The 19,741-nt window shown below is 34.3% G+C and carries 19 protein-coding genes; 15 read left to right on the forward strand and 4 right to left on the reverse strand.

From position 1 onward, the window contains the following. Nucleotides 1–61: 61 nt before the first annotated feature. Nucleotides 62–1,972 carry a molecular chaperone HtpG gene (htpG, locus tag ICJ83_RS13010; RefSeq protein WP_188230843.1) on the reverse strand — a complete coding sequence of 637 codons (1,911 nt, stop codon included), beginning with the start codon at nucleotides 1,970–1,972 and terminating at the stop codon, nucleotides 62–64. 167 nt (nucleotides 1,973–2,139) lie between these two features. Here htpG and ICJ83_RS13015 point away from each other — a divergent pair, with 167 nt between their 5' ends. After that, on the forward strand, nucleotides 2,140–3,150 hold the full coding sequence (locus ICJ83_RS13015; protein WP_188230844.1) for a 3-oxoacyl-ACP synthase III family protein: 1,011 nt from the start codon (nucleotides 2,140–2,142) through the stop codon (nucleotides 3,148–3,150). A 443-nt stretch (nucleotides 3,151–3,593) separates the two neighbouring features. Here ICJ83_RS13015 and ICJ83_RS13020 read toward each other — a convergent pair whose 3' ends face one another. Beyond that, complete coding sequence (locus ICJ83_RS13020) at nucleotides 3,594–6,053, reverse strand: TonB-dependent receptor domain-containing protein (RefSeq protein WP_188230845.1); 2,460 nt, start codon at nucleotides 6,051–6,053, stop codon at nucleotides 3,594–3,596. Between the two features lie 86 nt (nucleotides 6,054–6,139). Here ICJ83_RS13020 and ICJ83_RS13025 point away from each other — a divergent pair, with 86 nt between their 5' ends. After that, entirely contained in the window at nucleotides 6,140–6,502 is a 363-nt protein-coding gene (locus ICJ83_RS13025) for a CoA-binding protein (protein ID WP_188230846.1), read from the forward strand. On the opposite strand, the gene ICJ83_RS13030 is transcribed toward ICJ83_RS13025, so the two are convergent. Then, entirely contained in the window at nucleotides 6,473–7,921 is a 1,449-nt protein-coding gene (locus tag ICJ83_RS13030; protein WP_188230847.1) for a sodium:solute symporter, read from the reverse strand. The two genes, ICJ83_RS13025 and ICJ83_RS13030, sit on opposite strands and share 30 nt — an antisense overlap. A gap of 115 nt (nucleotides 7,922–8,036) precedes the next feature. Between ICJ83_RS13030 and recR the strand changes: the two genes are divergently transcribed. The 13 genes from recR to ICJ83_RS13095 all read left to right on the forward strand — a co-directional run bounded on the left by recR (nucleotide 8,037) and on the right by ICJ83_RS13095 (nucleotide 18,561). Beyond that, nucleotides 8,037–8,654, forward strand: a complete 618-nt coding sequence (gene recR / locus ICJ83_RS13035) for a recombination mediator RecR (RefSeq protein ID WP_188230848.1) — start codon at nucleotides 8,037–8,039, stop codon at nucleotides 8,652–8,654. Between the two features lie 53 nt (nucleotides 8,655–8,707). Then, nucleotides 8,708–9,808, forward strand: a complete 1,101-nt coding sequence (locus ICJ83_RS13040) for a glycosyltransferase family 2 protein (protein ID WP_188230849.1) — start codon at nucleotides 8,708–8,710, stop codon at nucleotides 9,806–9,808. 86 nt (nucleotides 9,809–9,894) lie between these two features. Beyond that, nucleotides 9,895–11,223 (forward strand): dihydrolipoamide acetyltransferase family protein, encoded by a 1,329-nt coding sequence (locus tag ICJ83_RS13045; protein ID WP_188230850.1) that lies wholly within the window; start codon nucleotides 9,895–9,897, stop codon nucleotides 11,221–11,223. 178 nt (nucleotides 11,224–11,401) lie between these two features. Continuing rightward, on the forward strand, nucleotides 11,402–12,178 hold the full coding sequence (locus ICJ83_RS13050; protein WP_188230851.1) for a 3'-5' exonuclease: 777 nt from the start codon (nucleotides 11,402–11,404) through the stop codon (nucleotides 12,176–12,178). Nucleotides 12,179–12,200: 22 nt separating this feature from the next. After that, nucleotides 12,201–12,812 (forward strand): fumarylacetoacetate hydrolase family protein, encoded by a 612-nt coding sequence (locus ICJ83_RS13055; RefSeq protein ID WP_188230852.1) that lies wholly within the window; start codon nucleotides 12,201–12,203, stop codon nucleotides 12,810–12,812. Beyond that, a complete protein-coding gene (locus tag ICJ83_RS13060; protein WP_188230853.1) occupies nucleotides 12,813–13,154 on the forward strand; it encodes an Hpt domain-containing protein in 342 nt (113 codons plus the stop codon). 8 nt (nucleotides 13,155–13,162) lie between these two features. After that, nucleotides 13,163–14,413 carry a competence/damage-inducible protein A gene (locus ICJ83_RS13065; protein ID WP_188230854.1) on the forward strand — a complete coding sequence of 417 codons (1,251 nt, stop codon included), beginning with the start codon at nucleotides 13,163–13,165 and terminating at the stop codon, nucleotides 14,411–14,413. An 85-nt stretch (nucleotides 14,414–14,498) separates the two neighbouring features. Beyond that, complete coding sequence (gene rpmB / locus ICJ83_RS13070; RefSeq protein WP_188215045.1) at nucleotides 14,499–14,735, forward strand: 50S ribosomal protein L28; 237 nt, start codon at nucleotides 14,499–14,501, stop codon at nucleotides 14,733–14,735. 25 nt (nucleotides 14,736–14,760) lie between these two features. Beyond that, nucleotides 14,761–14,943, forward strand: coding sequence for a 50S ribosomal protein L33 (rpmG, locus tag ICJ83_RS13075; RefSeq protein WP_007648529.1), 183 nt, complete (start codon nucleotides 14,761–14,763; stop codon nucleotides 14,941–14,943). Nucleotides 14,944–14,952: 9 nt separating this feature from the next. Then, nucleotides 14,953–15,105: a DUF4295 domain-containing protein gene (locus ICJ83_RS13080; protein ID WP_188230855.1), complete on the forward strand. Its 153-nt coding sequence runs from the start codon at nucleotides 14,953–14,955 to the stop codon at nucleotides 15,103–15,105. Nucleotides 15,106–15,283: 178 nt separating this feature from the next. Beyond that, nucleotides 15,284–16,258, forward strand: coding sequence for a signal recognition particle-docking protein FtsY (gene ftsY, locus ICJ83_RS13085; protein ID WP_188230856.1), 975 nt, complete (start codon nucleotides 15,284–15,286; stop codon nucleotides 16,256–16,258). A 203-nt stretch (nucleotides 16,259–16,461) separates the two neighbouring features. After that, complete coding sequence (gene rimO / locus ICJ83_RS13090) at nucleotides 16,462–17,766, forward strand: 30S ribosomal protein S12 methylthiotransferase RimO (RefSeq protein ID WP_188230857.1); 1,305 nt, start codon at nucleotides 16,462–16,464, stop codon at nucleotides 17,764–17,766. A 105-nt stretch (nucleotides 17,767–17,871) separates the two neighbouring features. Further along, nucleotides 17,872–18,561 (forward strand): peptidoglycan DD-metalloendopeptidase family protein, encoded by a 690-nt coding sequence (locus ICJ83_RS13095; RefSeq protein ID WP_188230858.1) that lies wholly within the window; start codon nucleotides 17,872–17,874, stop codon nucleotides 18,559–18,561. A gap of 15 nt (nucleotides 18,562–18,576) precedes the next feature. Here ICJ83_RS13095 and ICJ83_RS13100 read toward each other — a convergent pair whose 3' ends face one another. Further along, entirely contained in the window at nucleotides 18,577–19,707 is a 1,131-nt protein-coding gene (locus ICJ83_RS13100; RefSeq protein ID WP_188230859.1) for a glycosyltransferase family 61 protein, read from the reverse strand. Between the last annotated feature and the right edge of the window lie 34 nt (nucleotides 19,708–19,741).

Consider the following 19,741-nt stretch of genomic DNA (forward strand, 5'->3'; position numbering starts at 1 on the left):
TAAAATAAAAAAGCCCATTCTAAATTAATAAAATGGGCTTTAAAATAACGCTTTTTTTAAATTACTTTAAAATATCGTAACTACGTTTAATGAAGTTTGTTAACTCTTCACCTTTTAATAGGCCTTGAGATAAACGTGCTAAATCTAAACTTTGATTAATTAAACGTTCTTGCTCTGCTTTATCGTCTTTATTTAAAATGTCGGTAACCAAGTCGGCGTTTGTGTTAACCACTAGGTTGTACATTTCTGGCATATTGCCAAACATGTTCATGCCTCCGCCACCAGTTGCCTGCATTTCTTTCATTCTACGCATAAATTCTGGTTGTGTGATGATGAACGGCGACGCATTACTGTCCATTGCTTCTAGTTGTACCATGAATTTTTCAGAAGGAATGACTTCTTTTAATAATTCATCTAATGCTTTCTTTTGGTCTTCATCTAATTTCGAAACAGTACTGTCCTCTTTCTTAATTAAATTGTCAATATGATCTCCATCTACACGAGCAAAGGAAATATTCTCTTTTGTCGTCTCCAGTTTTTGAATTAAGTGAGAAACAATTGGAGAATCTAATAATAAAACTTCATAGTTTTTCGCTTTTGCAGCTTCAATATAACTGTGCTGCGCATCTTTATCGGCTGCGTAAAGTATAACTAGCTTGCCATCTTTATCGGTTTGATTGGCTTTAATTTTATTGAAAAGCTCTTCGTATGTGTAATAAGTTCCATCAACGGTTGGGTAAAGTGCAAAAGCATCGGCTTTTTCGAAGAATTTTTCTTCAGAAAGCATACCATACTCAATGACCACTTTAATATCGTTCCACTTGGCTTCAAAATCTTCACGGTTATTATTGAATAACGATTTTAATTTGTCGGCCACTTTACGGGTAATGTATGATGAAATCTTTTTAACCGCACCATCAGCCTGTAAGTAAGAACGCGATACATTTAACGGGATATCTGGCGAATCGATAACACCGCGTAACATGGTTAGGAATTCTGGAACAATACCTTCAACGTTATCGGTAACGAAAACTTGATTTTGATATAATTGAATTCTATCTTTTTGAATGTTCATATCCTGACCTAGCTTTGGGAAGTATAAAATTCCAGTTAAGTTAAACGGATAATCTACATTTAAATGAATGTGGAATAACGGATCTTCGAATTGCATTGGATACAATTCACGATAGAAATTTTTATAGTCCTCATCCTCTAAATCGGTAGGTTGTTTTGTCCACGCCGGGTTAGGGTTGTTAATAATATTATCAACAGTAATTTGTTTGTGAGGTTCTTTGGTTTCTTTGCCGTCTTTATCGGTAATTGTAGCAGGCTCATGCTCTGGATCGTTAATTTCCTTAGTTCCAAATTTAATTGGAATCGGCATGAATTTGTTGTACTTAGTAAGTAGCGCGCTAATACGAGACTCTTCTAAAAATTCGGTTGAATCTTCTGCAATATGAAGGATAATTTCTGTTCCCCTATCTTCTTTGTTAGCTTCTTCTAGTGTAAACTCGGGAGATCCATCGCAAGTCCAGTGCGCAGAAGGTGCGCCAGTGTGTGATTTAGTGATGATTTCTACTTTTTCTGCAACCATAAACGCTGAGTAAAACCCTAAACCAAAGTGACCAATAATTCCGGAGTCTTTAGCTGAATCTTTGTACTTATCTAAAAATTCTTCAGCCCCAGAAAACGCTACTTGGTTAATGTACTTTTCAACCTCCTCGGCTGTCATACCAATACCTTGATCTATAATATGAAGTTTTTTACCTTCTTTATCAATTTTAACTTCAATTTGAGGGTTTCCATATTCAGATTTAGATTCCCCAATACTTGTTAAATGCTTTAACTTTAAAGTGGCATCTGTGCCGTTACTAATTAACTCACGTAAAAAGATTTCGTGATCGCTGTATAAGAATTTTTTAATGAGAGGGAAGATGTTTTCAACCGAAACATTAATATTTCCTTTTGTCATGATATATAGTTTTTATTTTGTTTATAATTATCTGATTTTGGAACATTCAACAAAAATGCCAAGGCTAAAAATGTGACAAACTGACACGATGAGCGTAAGCATATTTAATAAGGATATTTCTATAATTATGTCTAACTTGTCATTTTAAAACTAAATTTTTAGACATTATGTATAATTCAAAAATTATTGGATTAGGAAAATATGTGCCAGATAACGTGATTACCAATCATGATTTGTCTGAAATGATGGACACCAACGATGCATGGATTCAGGAACGCACAGGAATCCAGGAACGGCGATGGGTTAAGGAAGGGAGTGATGATACAACTGCCAGTATGGGTGTTAAAGCCGCAAAAATTGCTATAGAACGTGCTAGAATAGATAAAGACGATATCGATTTTATCATTTTCGCAACTCTAAGTCCGGATATGTATTTCCCCGGGCCTGGGGTGCAGGTACAACATGCCTTGGATATTAAAACGGTAGGTGCTCTAGATGTGAGAAACCAGTGCTCTGGCTTCGTGTATGCCTTGTCGGTAGCCGATAATTTTATAAAAACTGGGATGTATAAAAATATACTGGTTATTGGAAGTGAATTGCATTCGCATGGATTAGATAAAACCACACGCGGAAGAAGTGTGTCGGTTATTTTTGGTGATGGTGCCGGAGCAGCAATACTAACCAGAGAAGAAGATAAAGCCAATGGTATTTTATCAACACATTTGCACTCTCAAGGGGAGCATGCCGAAGAGTTGGTATTAATGGCTCCCGGTATGGGAACGCGCTGGGTTAACGATATTTTGGCAGATAATAACCCGGAAGATGAAAGTTATTTTCCTTATATGAACGGGCAATTTGTGTTTAAAAATGCTGTTGTTCGTTTTAGTGAAGTTATTATGGAAGGCTTAACTAAAAATAAGTTGAGCACAAAAGATATTGATATGCTTATCCCACATCAGGCGAATTTACGTATTGCTCAATTTATCCAAAAGAAATTTCAATTAAATAACGATCAGGTGTTTAATAATATTCAAAAGTATGGGAATACTACAGCTGCATCAATTCCAATTGCTTTAACTGAAGCCTGGGAAGAGGGGAAAATTAAAGAAGGAGATACTGTGGTTTTAGCTGCTTTCGGAAGTGGTTTTACTTGGGGTAGTGTTATAATGAAGTGGTAAGTAAATAAAAAACCCAAAACGTATGGTTTTGGGTTTTAAAAGCTATTAATCAACTTCAAATTAACATAATATGTTTTCTATGAAGGATATATTAATGTAGACGGGAAAACTTTCTATTTATTGCATGTGGGGTGCGATTTAACGTCATTTTAACAAAAAAAATCCTGGAGTTCCTAAACTTCAGGATTTTTTATTGTACAATTCTTACAATTTTGATGAAAAAATGTGTAGACGACTAACTCTAAATAATTAATTTTTTGAATATAAGTAAGAATGCATAAAGTGCTAACGTACAATAAGATGTTTTATTGTATCATCACTTAAATAATTTGTATTTTTTTCTATTATTATCGCGTTGCAAGAGAAAATGAATACTTTAAAAATCAAGTTTTAAGTGTTTAATTGGTATTTGAACAGGTAACACTCAAAGAGTGGGGTTGCGATTAAATAAAACCTCCGCTGCTTGATTTTGTATTGTTGTCTCTGTTTTTTCTAGATTTAGCTTTGAAATTATTACCGCCAAAGCGATAGGACAAACTAACATTCCATGTGTTACTCTCCCAAGTAAAGGCACCTTCCTGAACAAATGGCTTTGTACCGTAAAACGCAAATTCCTGGGTGTTAAAAATGTCATTGTAATTTAAACTTAGCAATCCACGGCCTTGAGCAAAACCTATGCGGGCTCCCAGGTTTACAAAATACATCGCTTTCCTTTCAAACTGAATGGTTTTGTTTTTACCTCTATAGTATCCAAAAGCTGTAAAACTGATGGTTTTGTTAAGGCTAAAATTGTTATACATTCTAAAGTTCCAAAGTACGTTATCTACTTCATCGACGATAGTCACAATATCATCTACTGTGGCGGTTTCTATTGGGGCAGTTAATTGCTCGGTAATACCTTTTTGTTTTTGGGAATATAAATCGAAACTACCATTGATGTTCCACCATTTAAATGGACGGTAATTACTTGTTAATTCAAAGCCAAAAGCCGATGTGTTATCAAAATTATCACGTGTTAAAATAATTCGGCCAGAATTAACATCACTTCGGTCTATAAATACCGCTCTGTTGATCTCATTTGAAATTAAACGATAAAATATTCCACCTGTTACAGACCCTTTTCTGTTATTTAAAGTGCGCGTATAGTTTGTTTCAATTGAGTTTGTAAATTGGGGCTCTAAATTAATATTTCCGTAGGATGAAATTAAAGGCGTGCTCCATTCTTTTATAGGGTTTACCTGATCGATTCCAGGCCTGTCAACACGTCGACTGTAACTTATTTGATACGCATTTTTATCGGAAGCAGTATAGGTGACAAATGCCGATGGGTAAATTTCGAAGTAATCATTTTTAAATTGTTGTGTGCTTGCCTCTTCCGATGATAAGGCAAATGCATCCTCCATGACGTTTTCGGCACGTATACCTATTTGGTAGTTCCATGTCTCTCGAGTGTTACTGTATGTGGCGTAGGCAGAATAAATATCTCTGGTGTAATCGAAGTTTGTGTTGGGTGTTGGTCTTAATATGCCTTGGTTGTTTAAGGTTACCCCAGTTGAGGTATAGGCGATATCAGAGTTAAAAAGTCTTGTTTGTAAGCCTGCTTCTAATTTTGAGGATTCTGATAACGGATTGATATAATCTAAATTTAAGGTGACACTTTCACGCTCAGTAAAATTGAAATCCTGATAATCTTTATTAGCCCCTAGAAGATAGTTGAAATCTACCGGGTTTTCGTTATTGAATGTGTTGTAGTCGGTTTCGAATTCTATATTATGGCCTTCTTTATTAAAGTCTATTTTATAGTCGAAATTATATTGCGACGATATATTATCGCCCATGGCATTAAATACCTGTTTTTGATTAAAAGACTGGTCGTTGTAAAACATAGCATTAGTTTCACTTATTGTATTGTTTTCAGAGGTGTTTTGCGTAGTGAAAATAGAAACGGTATGTTTATCGTTTAAATAAAAATCAATACCAAATTTGTATAAATGTGCTTGTTGTTTGTCTAATGTTTTGAAAGTTTGTTCTGAGTTGTTCTCTGGTCTCAGTACGATTCCGGTAGTTCTGTTTTTGGAAATAGTATTACTGTAATTACCATAAAAATTAAATTTACCATTTCGGTAGTTTAAATCGAGGGCACTGTTAAATTTAGCTTCGTATTGGTGAGATAACCCTATCGATACATTCCCATTAAAACCTTGCATCGTATTTTTGTGAAGTACAATATTTATAATCCCGCTCATGCCTTCGGGATTGTATTTGGCCGATGGATTCGTAATAAGTTCAATAGATTTGATGGCGGTAGACGGAATTTGTTTTAGTAATTGTGCTGTTGGGATATTAGAAAGTTTACCGTCGACCATAACTCTAACATTTTGGTTTCCGCGTAAACTAATGTCGCCAGTTTGTGCATCAATACCCACAGAAGGAATGCCTACCATGAGCTCTGAAGCACTTCCCGTGGCTGCTAAATCTTTTCCAATAGTAATAATCTTACGGTCTACTTTTTGCTGGATGGTTGAAACTTCGGCGACAACAGTAACTTCGTCTAAACCTTCGGCTTCTTCTTCTAGCAATATTTTCCCTAAATTAATCTCGTAGCTGTTTTTGCCAATATTTATGGATTTGTTTATTGTTTTGTAGCCTATATATTGAATGTTAACAATTAAACTACCAGGTTCCAGGTTTTTAATTTCGAAGGAACCGTCGTCTTTTGTTATGCCTCCGGTAATTATTTTTCCACCAGAGGATTTAATAATTACATTGACATACGGTAAAGGTTGATTTAAATTAGCATCTATAACAGTACCAAAAATAGTACCTTTTTTATCTAAAGAGAGCCCGTAAGAATGAGGGGTGGTTAGTAAGACACACAAGAAAAGTGTACATAGAATTTTCATTATAATTGATTTGATTGATGTACTGTAAGACGATTATCGTTATTTTGTGTTACTGTTTTATGTAATCCTTAACAGTACTTTAACATATGAAAAAGAAGACACTAGTGCTAGGAGCATCATTAAAACCTAATCGATATTCAAATTATGCTATAAAAAGTTTAGTTAGTAAAAACATTGAAGTTCTTGGTATTGGAATTAAATCAGGCAATGTGGAAAACGTAAAAATTAATACTGAGTCCTTACCGTTTGAGAATGTACATACGGTTACAATATATTTAAATGCTAAAAACCAAAAACCTTATTATAATTATATCTTATCCTTAAAACCAAAGCGCGTCATATTTAATCCAGGAACTGAAAATCCTGAATTATATGAGCTTTTAAAAAATAAAAATATTGATTTTGAGGAAGCCTGTACCTTAGTGCTGCTTTCTACGAATCAGTATTAAGCCAAGAAAAGTAAGCAAGCCATTAATAATTAAAATCTCGAAGCCTATTTGATAGCCGTTAAGAAGATCTACAGAAAATGTGTTAATTACATAGGATACTAATGGTGCGATAATCGCAATAATCCAAACATAATTGTCTTTTAATTGTTGTTTTGTGAAAATTCCAAAAGCAAATAAGCCAAGTAGAGGTCCATAGGTGTAACCTGCGGCCTTAAATAATTCCCAAATTACCGATACATCTTTAAAAACTGCATCAAAAGCAATAATTACAAGGACTAATAGTGCGCTTATAAAGGCATGAGCTTGTTTTCTTATTCGTTTTTGGTGTTCCTTAGGCTTTTTCTGAATGTCTAATATATCAATACAAAATGATGTGGTCAGCGATGTTAACGCCGAGTCGGCACTACTATAGGCAGCAGCAATTAATCCTAAAATAAAAAAGGCTGAGGTTGTGAAGCCGATTTCAGGAAGCATAGCAATGGTTGGAAATAAATCGTCTTTTCTAGCTGTAATATTGTTATCTATCGCGTATTGGGTTAATAAAAGTCCTAAAACCAAAAACAGAATATTTACAAAAATTAAAACAACGCTAAACGAAAGCATGTTTTTTTGAGCTTCTTTTATGTTTCGGCAGGTTAGGTTTTTTTGCATCATATCCTGGTCTAAACCTGTCATAGTAATGGTAATAAACATTCCCGATAAAAAGCTTTTTATAAAATATTGAGCATTGTTGATGTCGTTAAAAAAGAACACTTTGCTCATGGCGTTAGATTGCACATAATGGTACATTTCTGTAGCACTATCCAGTCCTAACGCATTTGCTAAAAAGAATATAGTAACAACCACCGAAATAAGCATGAATAACGTTTGAAGCGTATCGGTAAAAATAATAGTTTTTATACCGCCTTTAAAGGTGTAAAGCCAGATGAGAAGTACTGTAATTATAACGGTAATAGTAAAAGGAATTCCAAACTGATCAAAAACTAAAAGTTGTAATACTTTAGCAACTAAGAACAGTCGGAACGAACCACCTACAATTCGCGAAATTAAAAAGGCTACAGAGCCGGTTTTGTAACTTGTAGGACCAAAACGATCTTTCAAATAGGTGTAAATTGAAGTTAAATTCAATTTGTAATAAATAGGAAGTAAAACGTAGGCGATGGCCAAATAGCCAAAAAAGTAACCAAACACCACCTGTAAATAACCAAACTGTTTAGTTTCTACAGCGCCGGGAACCGAGATGAAAGTAACTCCAGAGAGCGATGCTCCAATCATGCCAAATGCCACTAAATACCAAGGCGCCGATTTGTTAGCTTTAAAAAAAGCATCGTTAGAATCTTCTTTTCCAGTGAAATAGGATATTAGAATTAAAACAATAAAATAGGCTGCTATTAAAATTAGGATTTGCGTTGGAGACATCTGTTGTTAATTAAGGCGGCAAAATACAAAATTTGAATGAAGCTAAAACCTATCGCTTTGATATTATGTGCGTAATGATTCATTTTATTGGATAAAAAAATATTAAATTCGCAGCATGGAATTTTCATCAAAATTATTGGAACGTGCTGTAAATGAGATGTCACAATTGCCAGGTATTGGTAAACGAACGGCATTACGTTTGGTTTTGCATTTATTAAAGCAACCAAAAGAGCAAACCAATGGACTGGCCGATGCCTTGCAGACTATGCGAAGCGACATAAAATTTTGTCGTTCCTGTAATAATATTAGTGATGTAGAATTGTGCGAAATTTGCTCCAGTTCTAATCGTGATGAAACGCTGGTTTGTGTGGTTGAAGATATTAGAGATGTAATGGCGATAGAAAATACCAGCTCGTTTAAAGGCTTATATCATGTGCTTGGCGGTAAGATTTCGCCTATGGACGGGATAGGGCCGCACGACCTAAATATAGAGCCTTTGATAAAAAAAGTTAAAGAAGGCACAATAAAAGAACTCATATTTGCGTTAAGTTCAACTATGGAAGGTGATACAACCAATTTTTATATATATAAACAAATTCAGGAATACAATATCAATATGTCTACCATCGCCAGAGGAATCTCGGTTGGTGATGAATTGGAATATGCCGATGAGATTACATTGGCAAGAAGTATATTGAATCGTGTTCCGTTCGAATCATCTTTAAAAACTTAAAAACTGAAAAGATCAAAAAATTAACCTAAGCTAAAATCTGCACCAACTTCCCTTTGAAACTCTCAATAGTCATTTTAAATTATAATGTACGCTACTTTTTAGAGCTTTGCTTAAAAAGTGTGCAAGCTGCTATAACAGATATTGATGCCGAAATTATTGTGGTAGATAACGATTCAGAGGACTCCAGTTGCGAGATGGTCAAAACACTATTTCCAGACGTAACCCTAATAGAAAATCATGAGAATTATGGGTTTTCAAAAGGGAATAACATTGGAGTAGCAAAAGCAAAAGGAGAGTATATATGTATATTAAATCCAGATACTGTTGTCGCCGAAGATACCTTTTCGCAATTGATACAATTTGCCGATAGTAAAACTAAATTGGGCATCGTTGGGTGTAAACTTATTAATGGGGTTGGAGAATTTTTGCCTGAAAGTAAGCGCAATGTGCCGTACCTTAAAGTAGCTTTTAAAAAATTACTTGGTAATCCAGGGTATTATTATGCCAACCATATTAATGAAGATGAAATAGGTATGGTTAGGATTCTTGTCGGGGCTTTTATGTTTTTAAAACGTGAGGTTTATTTTGAGGTTGGCGGGTTCGATGAAGCATATTTTATGTATGGAGAAGATATCGACTTGTCTTATACCGTACGTAAAGCAGGTTATAAAAACTACTATTACGGAAAAACCACTGTAATTCATTATAAAGGAGAAAGTACCGTACGAGATAAGCATTATGTGCGTCGTTTTTATGGTGCGATGCAAATATTCTACAGGAAGCATTTTAAAAAGAATTTATTATGCGATATGACGGTTTGGTCGGCAGTTAAAATGGCGTATTTTCTAAATTCTGTTCCAGTTAAAAACAAAAAAGATATAGAAAGATATGCGTTTATGTCTTGTTGTATGAACGAAAGACTCAAAGCGGTTTTGCCTAAGGAAGTGCTTTTAACAGAAAGCTTCGATAACATAAAGGATGAAACCGAAATTATCTTCGACGGAAGCTCATGGTCTTTTAAATCTATTATCTCTGCAATTCAACAAAAAAAGACATCTAAATCTGTTACTTACAAAATATTACCTAAAAACAGTTCTTACATCATAGGGAGCGATAATGCCGTGTGTAAAGGTGAAATTATAAGTTTAAGTTAGTATTATTTGAAAATTGTTTAAAGGAATTGACGATTTTTAAGTAATTTTGCAAGCGAAAAATTAAAACTTAGTATTACTTTATTGATATGGCAAAATTTGAACTCAAATTACCTAAAATGGGAGAAAGTGTTGCAGAAGCAACCATAACATCTTGGTTAAAGGAAGTAGGCGATACTGTTGAACTGGATGAAACCGTATTAGAAATTGCAACCGATAAAGTGGATAGCGAGGTTCCAAGTGAAGTTGAAGGTGTACTTTTAGAAAAGCGATTTGATGTAAATGATGTAGTTCAAGTAGGTCAAGTAGTTGCCATTATAGAAACACAAGGTGAAAATGGAGTAGCTGTTAATGAGGAATCATCGCCTTTGGAAGTAAACTCAAAGGAAGAGGAAATTGCTGTTGAAGAAGTTGTAGAGTCTATCAAAAAAGTGAAAGAAACTTTAGAGCCAGTTACCTCTACGGAAGATAGGTTTTATTCTCCTTTAGTAAAAAACATCGCGAAACAGGAAGGGGTTTCCCAGGAAGAACTAGATGCTATTTCGGGAACAGGTAAAGAAGGACGCGTTACCAAAAACGACATATTAGACTATATAGCTAATAAAGGGACTCAACAGGTTGAAACAAGAAGGTTGGAGTCTAAAACTGACGAACAACCTAAATCGGCTCCACAACCCAAAATCACTCAGCCACCTGTTATTAGTAGTGGCGAAGATGAAATTATCGAGATGTCGCGAATGGGTAAACTTATTGCTCATCATATGGTTGAATCTGTACAAACCTCAGCACATGTTCAAAGTTTCATAGAGGCCGACGTAACTAATATATGGAATTGGAGAAAGAAAGTTAAAGATGGTTTTATGAAGCGTGAAGGTGAGAATTTAACTTTTACGCCAATCTTTATGGAAGCCATAGCCAAAGCGTTACGAGATTATCCGTTAATGAATATATCAGTTCAAGGTGATTCTATAATTAAGAAAAAGAATATTAATTTAGGTATGGCAGCATCGTTGCCTGATGGCAATTTAATTGTTCCGGTAATTAAGAATGCCGATCAATTAAATTTAGTCGGCATGACCAAGCAGGTTAATGATCTGGCTAATCGTGCCAGAGCAAATCAATTAAAACCTGATGATATTCAAGGAGGAACCTATACGGTAACCAATGTAGGTACTTTTGGAAGTATTATGGGTACACCAATTATCAATCAACCGCAAGTGGGTATTTTAGCGCTCGGAGCTATTCGTAAGGTTCCAGCTGTAATCGAAACCCCAGAAGGGGACTTTATAGGCATAAGGTACAAAATGTTCTTATCGCACTCTTATGATCACCGTGTTGTGAATGGAGCGCTAGGAGGTATGTTTGTTAAAGCAGTTAAAGATTATCTCGAAGCCTGGGATGTAAATAGAGAAATTTAGTATTTTCAAAATAGTACGAATAAAACCAACCTACAAAACGGTTGGTTTTATTTTTTACACCTTTCCAATTTAGTATCTTTACCCGATACAAGCAGAACGATTAATAAAAAACGCCTTTTTAATTGTTTTATTTAGTTTAAAATGAATTCAAAAGGCCATAAATGCGTAATATTAAAGAATGCAACTTAATTTAAACAAGCCCATTTGTTTTTTTGATTTAGAAACAACAGGTGTTAATATAACATCGGATAGAATTGTTGAAATAGCTATTTTAAAAATTCATCCTAATGGTAAGGAAGAAAGTAAGCGTTGGTTGGTAAATCCAACAATCCCTATCCCAAAAGAGGTAACGGCAATTCATGGAATCTCTGATGAGGATGTTGCCGATAAGCCCACTTTTAAAGAGCTGGCAAAGGAGATTTATAATTTAATTAAGGATTCCGATTTAGGAGGATTTAACTCTAACCGATTTGATATTCCGCTTTTGGCGGAAGAAATGTTACGCGCCGATGTTGATTTCGATATGAAAAACAGGCTAGCAGTGGATGTACAAACTATTTTTCATAAAATGGAACAACGTACATTAAGCGCAGCCTATAAGTTTTATTGTGATAAAAACCTTGAAGACGCGCATACTGCCGAAGCTGATACTTTGGCAACCTACGAAGTTCTTAAAGCACAAATTGCTAAATATGACGAACTAGAAAATGATACGAAGTTTTTAGCTGAATTCAGTTCTAGAAAACGTTTTGCCGATTTTGCAGGTTTTATTACATATAACAAAAATGGCGAAGAATGTTTTTCTTTTGGTAAGCACAAAGGTAAATTAGTTACCGAAATATTAGAAAGCGAGCCTGGGTATTTTGGTTGGTTACTTAATGCCGATTTTCCGTTATACACCAAAAAAGTACTCACCTCAATAAAGCTAAGGAGTTTAAATAATAAGTTAGGTTAGTTTACTGTCAATTTAAATCCATATGAAAATAATTTGTATTGGTAGAAATTATACCGACCATATTAAAGAATTAGAAAATGAAAAACCTACAGATCCAGTGGTTTTTCTTAAGCCAGATACCTCTATTTTATTAAAAAAGCAACCCTTTTTTATTCCCGACTTTTCGAATGATGTACATCATGAAATCGAAATATTGGTTAAAATAAACCGGATTGGTAAGTATATTGATAAAAAATTCGCACATAAATATTACGATGAAATTGGTTTAGGAATCGATTTTACAGCACGCGATTTACAATCCGAACTAAAAAGTAAAGGATTGCCATGGGAGAAAGCAAAAGCTTTTGATGGTGCTGCTGTTGTAGGAAAATGGCTGTCTGTTTCCGAAGTAAAAGATGTAAATAATATTACATTTTCTTTAAAAAAGAACGATAAAATTGTGCAATTAGGAAATACGAGCCATATGCTTTGGAAAATTGATGAATTAATAGAATATATTTCGAAATATTTCACTTTAAAGATCGGAGATATTATATTTACAGGAACGCCGGCAGGTGTTGCTAAAGTAATTGCTAACGACAAACTTAAAGGGTATATAGAAGATAAAGAAATGTTTTCAATAACTGTAAAATAAATGGAACAGTATTACAAATTACACAGAGTTAAAGAATTAGCTGATAACGACGAAGATTTTATAAAAACCCTAGCAGAAGCCTTCTTAGAAGAGGTGCCTGAGGATGCCGAGCGTTTAAAAAAGGCAGTTGCCGAAAAAGATTACGAAACAGCTTATCAGGCTGCCCATAAAATGAAGCCTACAATAGACTTATTTGAATTGGGTGTTTTGGATACATTAATTGAAGTCCAAGACTGGGGTAAATTTAGAAAAACGGATATGGATATTACCAACCAGTTGGCGATTGTAATTAAAGCTGTCGATAATACCATTGCTGAACTAAAATCGGATTTTAATATATAAAATAATACATGCTAGCCGAAATCATCACCATAGGAGACGAACTTCTTATTGGACAAGTTATTGATACCAATTCTGCTTTTATAGCAAAGCAGCTCAATAAAATTGGGGTTTCTGTGTATCAAATAACTTCGGTGCAAGATGATAGAGAGCATATATTAAAGGCTTTAAAGGATGCCGAAACCCATGTAGATGTTGTTATTCTTACCGGAGGGTTAGGGCCTACAAAAGACGATATAACCAAAAAAACCTTAGCCGAATATTTTAATGACAACTTAGTTAGAAACGAAGGAGTATTAAAAAATATTGAAACCATTTGGGCTACGCACGTTAGAGGAAACCTATTACAGGTGAATAAAGATCAGGCTCTTGTGCCTTCAAAATCGAAGGTGCTTATGAATGTGTTAGGAACAGCTCCTGGCATGTGGATGGAGAAAGGAGACAAAGTATTTATTTCTCTCCCTGGTGTTCCTCACGAAATGCAGGCATTGGTGGAAGAAGAGGTTATTCCTAAAATTAAAGGAAAATATAATTGTCCGTTTATTTTACATAAAACATTATTGGTTTATGGATTAGGCGAAAGCGCATTGGCAGAACGTATTGAAGCCTGGGAGGATGCGCTACCTTCTTTTATCCGATTAGCTTATTTGCCTAGTTTAGGAAAAATGCGTTTGCGACTATCGGCGAAAGGATTCGATGAGATTAATTTGCGGGCGCTTGTAGATGCCGAAATCGCTAAAGTTATTCCGTTAATAAAAGACGAATTTTTTGGTTTAGAAGATGAAGAAGGTTCGGTTGAGGTAGTAATAGCAAAGAAACTTGCTAAATTAGGCAAAACTTTGGCTATAGCCGAAAGTTGTACAGGAGGAAAAATTGCCGAACAATTTACCTCACATCCTGGTGCCTCAATATATTTTAAAGGAGGTGTAGTTACCTACTCAACACAATCCAAAATCAATATTTTAGGAATAGCAAAAGACCTTGTAGAACAGCATTCAGTTGTAAGTAAAGAGGTGGTAGAGGCTATGGCGAAAAATGCGTTAGGTTTATTTCAATCAGATTTTGCAGTTGCAACCACAGGCAATGCAGGTCCAAGTAAAGGAGATTCCGATGCAGAAATAGGAACAGTTTACATTGCTATTGCTACAGAAACAGAGGTGTATTCTCAAAAATTTATATTGGGAAATCAACGCGTCAAGGTTATAGATAAAGCGGTAAACAAAGCTTTAGAAATGCTATTAAAAGAAATTTTTAAAAATTGATGAAATTTAAGTTGTTACAAATGAAAGATTTTGTATATTTGCACCTCGATTTTAAACAACAAAGAATTTTTAAAGTTATATAATAATGTCAAGAGTTTGTGAACTAACAGGAAAGAAGGCAATGGTTGGAAACAACGTGTCTCATGCTATGAATAAAACTAAGCGCAAATTTAACGCGAATTTAGTTAAGAAACGTTTTTACATTCCAGAAGAAGACAACTGGATAACTTTAAAGGTTTCTACATCTGCATTAAAAACGATTAATAAAATTGGTATTTCTGCAGCATTAAAAGAGGCAAAGTCTAAAGGATTTTTAAAATAATAGCCACATTTAATACGATAGAAAAATGGCAAAGAAAGGTAATAGAATACAGGTAATTTTAGAATGTACTGAGCATAAAGAGTCTGGACAACCAGGAACTTCAAGATACATTACTACAAAAAATAAAAAGAATACGCCAGATAGAATGGAGATTAAAAAATTTAATCCTATCCTTAAGCGTATGACGGTTCACAAAGAAATAAAATAACATTAAGTCATGGCAAAGAAAACAGTAGCATCGTTACAAACATCTTCTAAAAGATTAACAAAAGCGATTAAAATGGTTAAGTCACCTAAAACTGGTGCTTATATGTTTGTTGAGTCTATCATGGCTCCTGAAATGGTTAACGATTTCTTTAACCAAAAGTAAAAACAAACTTATTTACGATATACAAAGCTGCTTTCTTTTAGAAAGCAGCTTTTTTATGTTTATATTTGACAGATTTCTGACAGAATAGCATAAAATTAATTTGGTAAGAAATTTGACTAAAAGGTTTTAGTCGTTAGTATAAAACGTTTAAATACCAACCAACCAATAAAAGTGTACAATGAGCTTTTTTAAAAAAATATTTTCTACTGAAAAAAAGGAAACCCTAGACAAGGGGTTAGAAAAATCTAAAACCAGTTTTTTTGGCAAGTTAAGTAAAGCCGTAGCAGGAAAATCTAAGGTAGATGATGAGGTACTTGATAATCTTGAAGAGGTGTTGGTAACTAGCGATGTTGGTGTAAATACGACTTTAAAAGTTATCGAGCGTATCGAAGAGCGCGTGTCTAAAGATAAATATTTGGGTACCGATGAGCTGAATCAAATTCTAAGAGAAGAAATAGCTGGTTTATTAAGCGAAACAAATTCAGGAGAGGAAACAGAGTATACTATCCCAAGTTTGTCGCCTCAAAGTGATGGAACAAAAACGCCTTATGTGTTAATGGTTGTAGGAGTTAATGGTGTAGGGAAAACAACAACTATCGGTAAATTGGCATATCAGTTTAAAAAGCAAGGTTTAAAAGTTGTTTTGGGTGCAGCTGATACATTTAGAGCGGCAGCTATCGATCAGCTTCAAGTATGGGCAGACCGTGTTGATGTACCGTTAGTAAAGCAGGCCATGGGTAGTGATCCGGCTTCAGTAGCATTTGATACCTTAAAGAGTGCGGTATCACAGGATGCTGATGTAGTGATTATCGATACCGCAGGTCGTTTACACAACAAGATTAACTTAATGAACGAGCTAACTAAAGTGAAGCGCGTTATGCAGAAGGTTGTTGGAAATGCACCGCACGATGTTCTGTTAGTTTTAGATGGTTCTACGGGTCAAAATGCTTTCGAACAAGCGAAACAATTTACCGCCGCAACCGAAGTAACATCCTTAGCAGTAACTAAATTAGATGGTACTGCAAAAGGAGGCGTGGTAATCGGTATTAGCGATCAGTTTAAGATTCCAGTAAAATATATTGGTGTAGGAGAGGGCATTGAGGATTTGCAGGTGTTCAATAAATACGAATTTGTAGATTCTTTCTTTAAATAATAAGATATTTTAAATCTTTATTTGAAAGCGGTAAGTAATTTGTATGCCGCTTTTTTATATTTCAAAAGTACCAAATTGTTTTACCACATATTGAAATGTTAAAGATCACTGTGCGTTTATTTGGCTAATTCTGCTATTAGTAAATTCTTAACGGAATAATCAACAATGATTCCGTATCTTTGCGCCCTGATTTAATAAAAACTATGCGCACAAAATCACTTAAAAAGAACAAGATAAATGTAGTTACCTTGGGTTGTAGTAAAAATGTTTACGACAGCGAAGTGTTAATGGGACAACTAAAAGCCAGCGGAAAAGATGTTGTTCATGAAGAAGAAGGTAATATTGTGGTGATTAATACCTGCGGATTTATCAATAACGCCAAGGAGGAAAGTGTAAATACCATTCTGGAGTATATGCAAAAGAAGGAAGAAGGCGATGTTGATAAAGTGTTCGTAACGGGTTGTTTAAGTGAGCGCTACAAACCAGATTTGCAAAAAGAAATCCCGAATGTCGATCAATACTTCGGGACAACTGAATTACCAGGATTATTAAAGGCATTAGGAGCCGATTATAAGCATGAATTAATTGGTGAACGATTAACGACAACACCTAAAAACTACGCCTATTTAAAGATTGCCGAAGGATGCGATCGCCCATGTAGTTTTTGTGCCATTCCTCTGATGCGTGGTAAACATAAAAGTACACCAATAGAAGATCTGGTAACAGAGGCAGAAAAACTGGCAGCCAATGGCGTTAAAGAATTAATACTTATTGCACAGGATTTAACCTACTACGGATTAGATTTATATAAAAAACGTAATCTTGCCGAGCTTTTAGAAGCTTTAGTAAAAGTGGATGGTATCGAATGGATTCGTTTGCACTACGCTTTCCCTACAGGCTTCCCTATGGATGTTTTAGAAGTTATGAATCGCGAACCAAAAATCTGTAATTATTTAGATATTCCGTTACAACACATTTCTGATTCGATATTGAAGAGTATGCGTCGTGGTACTACAAAAGAAAAAACCACAAAATTGCTTAAAGATTTTAGAGCGGCTGTACCTAATATGACGATTCGTACAACATTAATTGTGGGATATCCAGGAGAAACTCAAGAAGATTTTGAAACTTTGCGAGATTGGGTGAAAGCCATGCGTTTCGAACGGCTAGGCTGTTTTACCTATAGTCACGAAGAAAATACCCACGCTTACACTTTAGAAGATGATGTTCCGGAAGATGTAAAACAAGTTCGTGCGAACGAAATTATGGAAATTCAGTCGCAAATCTCCTGGGAACTAAATCAGGAAAAGATTGGACAAGAGTTTAAAGTGGTTATTGACAGAAAAGAAGGTAATTATTTTGTGGGGCGCACAGAGTTCGATTCTCCGGATGTAGATAATGAAGTCCTTATAGATGCCAGTACCACCTATTTAAAAACTGGTGAATTCGCTACGGTAAAAATCACTGACGCGGCCGATTTCGATTTGTATGCTGAAGTAGTCAATTAAACAGCTATAATTTTATAGTGAGATGTATTTTTTATTCGCCATAAAAAAATGTGCGTGAAGCCATGGAATATTATTCTATTTTTGGTAAAATAGAATTGTTTCTTTATGAAGTCAGACATGTTTTTAGAAGTGCTCAGGGCGATTAGTGAGTATCCACTTAAGGTTTTAGATGTTCCTAATACGGGAGATAACTATGTAGCAATAGATTTGTCTGAAACGAACAATGCTCTAAATAAAGTCGATTTAACTTGCTCAAAAAACTTTAGTGAATTCATCAAGGACTACCTGAAAATAAATCATGCTAAAGTAGCCTTTGGCGGTTATTTGGAACACAGAAATCTATACAGGCGTAGTATTCATTTCAATCAGAAAAACGAGGAAACCGAACGAAATATTCATTTAGGTATCGATTTATGGTGTGATGAGAAAACTGGAGTGGTGTCGGTATTGGACGGGAAAGTACATAGTTATAAAAATAATGCAAATTTTGGAGACTATGGTCCAACAATAATTTTGGAACATGAAGTCAATAACTTTTCATTTTATACACTTTACGGGCATTTAAGTTTAGATTCGCTTTCAAAATGGCACGTTGGCACAACTGTAAAGCAAGGCGAAGTTATTGGATATTTAGGAAGCTCAGAGGTTAATGGCGATTATCCGCCTCACCTTCATTTTCAATTAATTAATGATTTACAAGGCTTTTCTGGCGATTATGTTGGCGTTTGTAATAAAAAAGATTTGGAGTTTTATAAAATCAATTGCCCTGATCCAAATGTGTTGTTGAATTTGTAATAAGGATTTAGTTAATTAATTGCATTTGAGCTGTTCGCCAAATATAATATCTAATTGATTTAATATCTGATTTTCAATTATAAAATCCTGATTAGGGTGATTGCAGGTGTACTCTATGATGGTGTGATTAAAATTTAGAGCATTTGAAATTTGATAGAAATAAAATGCGTCTCTTTTGTTTCTGTTTGAAGGGAAGAATTCAATAATAGAAGGGTTTTCTGAAAAAATAATATTTGTTAAACCGGCACCGTGCGTAGCTAAAATAATGCCTGCATTTCTAAATAATTGGAGTTGATCCAGAAAACTAAAACTTTCTAAGTCGATAATTTCAAAATTTAAATGTTTATACTTTTCTAGAAGATAATGAACGTTTTTAATTCTTCTTTGTGAGGTTTTATTTCTAGAGATTATAATATTTCTTTTTTGTTTCGTTGATATTGTTTTTGTCTTTGAAATTGAATTAATCTTTTTAATGATGTTTTGATTATTAATGTTTGTCCAAGAAGACTGTTTTGATCTGGTGTGCGGATAGGATGGTAATAAAATATCAGCTATTTTGAGTCTTACGTTTTTATTTTGTATTATGTTTTCAGGAGGTATGTTAAATAAAACTTGAAGGGATTCAATAGCAAATATTGGAGCATTATGGTTTAAAATAATTTTATATTCATTAAGTACGTTTTTATCAATTATAACTAGCCTTCCAACACTTTCTAGTATCCAATGGTAATAATTCCTTTCCAGATAATTTGATAGTATGATTGCTTTATTGTAGAATTTAAAAGGAAAAAACTTTCGAAAATATATGAGATGATTACATTTTAATTTATAAAGATATTCCTTTTGGAAAATTGTAGATTCAAGTTCTATTTCACCGATATCGTTTACAACAACACCTTGAAAAATAACTTCGACATTAAATAATGCTTTAACAACCAAGCTTCTTAATCTAATATTTTTAAATTTTGTCCAATAAGGATTATTGCCTAAATATTTAAAATGCTGATTGGAAAAGCTATATGTCTCTTCTGAATCCTCGTCATTAATAGTTTCGGGAGCAAATTTTATTTTATTTGAAAACGATTTAGATAAATGACTGTTGAGTTTTTTTGAATATTTTTTTGCAAAGTTTCTAAATGTTTTCACAGTTATTAGGGATTGAATCTTACTTTATAAAGGT

It is taken from the genome of Aestuariibaculum sediminum (assembly GCF_014596945.1).
Lineage (GTDB): Bacteria > Bacteroidota > Bacteroidia > Flavobacteriales > Flavobacteriaceae > Aestuariibaculum > Aestuariibaculum sediminum.

What these genes read in the sequence shown, in the direction of transcription:
- ICJ83_RS13060 (WP_188230853.1), top strand. Translation starts at nt 12,813, where the DNA reads ATGGAACAGTATTACAAATTACACAGAGTTAAAGAATTAGCTGATAAC.
- ftsY (WP_188230856.1), top strand. Translation starts at nt 15,284, where the DNA reads ATGAGCTTTTTTAAAAAAATATTTTCTACTGAAAAAAAGGAAACCCTA.
- ICJ83_RS13055 (WP_188230852.1), top strand. Translation starts at nt 12,201, where the DNA reads ATGAAAATAATTTGTATTGGTAGAAATTATACCGACCATATTAAAGAA.
- ICJ83_RS13025 (WP_188230846.1), top strand. Translation starts at nt 6,140, where the DNA reads ATGAAAAAGAAGACACTAGTGCTAGGAGCATCATTAAAACCTAATCGA.
- htpG (WP_188230843.1), bottom strand. Translation starts at nt 1,972, where the DNA reads ATGACAAAAGGAAATATTAATGTTTCGGTTGAAAACATCTTCCCTCTC.
- rimO (WP_188230857.1), top strand. Translation starts at nt 16,462, where the DNA reads ATGCGCACAAAATCACTTAAAAAGAACAAGATAAATGTAGTTACCTTG.
- ICJ83_RS13030 (WP_188230847.1), bottom strand. Translation starts at nt 7,921, where the DNA reads ATGTCTCCAACGCAAATCCTAATTTTAATAGCAGCCTATTTTATTGTT.
- ICJ83_RS13095 (WP_188230858.1), top strand. Translation starts at nt 17,872, where the DNA reads ATGAAGTCAGACATGTTTTTAGAAGTGCTCAGGGCGATTAGTGAGTAT.
- ICJ83_RS13020 (WP_188230845.1), bottom strand. Translation starts at nt 6,053, where the DNA reads ATGAAAATTCTATGTACACTTTTCTTGTGTGTCTTACTAACCACCCCT.
- rpmB (WP_188215045.1), top strand. Translation starts at nt 14,499, where the DNA reads ATGTCAAGAGTTTGTGAACTAACAGGAAAGAAGGCAATGGTTGGAAAC.
- ICJ83_RS13065 (WP_188230854.1), top strand. Translation starts at nt 13,163, where the DNA reads ATGCTAGCCGAAATCATCACCATAGGAGACGAACTTCTTATTGGACAA.
- ICJ83_RS13080 (WP_188230855.1), top strand. Translation starts at nt 14,953, where the DNA reads ATGGCAAAGAAAACAGTAGCATCGTTACAAACATCTTCTAAAAGATTA.
- ICJ83_RS13050 (WP_188230851.1), top strand. Translation starts at nt 11,402, where the DNA reads ATGCAACTTAATTTAAACAAGCCCATTTGTTTTTTTGATTTAGAAACA.
- ICJ83_RS13045 (WP_188230850.1), top strand. Translation starts at nt 9,895, where the DNA reads ATGGCAAAATTTGAACTCAAATTACCTAAAATGGGAGAAAGTGTTGCA.
- rpmG (WP_007648529.1), top strand. Translation starts at nt 14,761, where the DNA reads ATGGCAAAGAAAGGTAATAGAATACAGGTAATTTTAGAATGTACTGAG.
- ICJ83_RS13015 (WP_188230844.1), top strand. Translation starts at nt 2,140, where the DNA reads ATGTATAATTCAAAAATTATTGGATTAGGAAAATATGTGCCAGATAAC.
- recR (WP_188230848.1), top strand. Translation starts at nt 8,037, where the DNA reads ATGGAATTTTCATCAAAATTATTGGAACGTGCTGTAAATGAGATGTCA.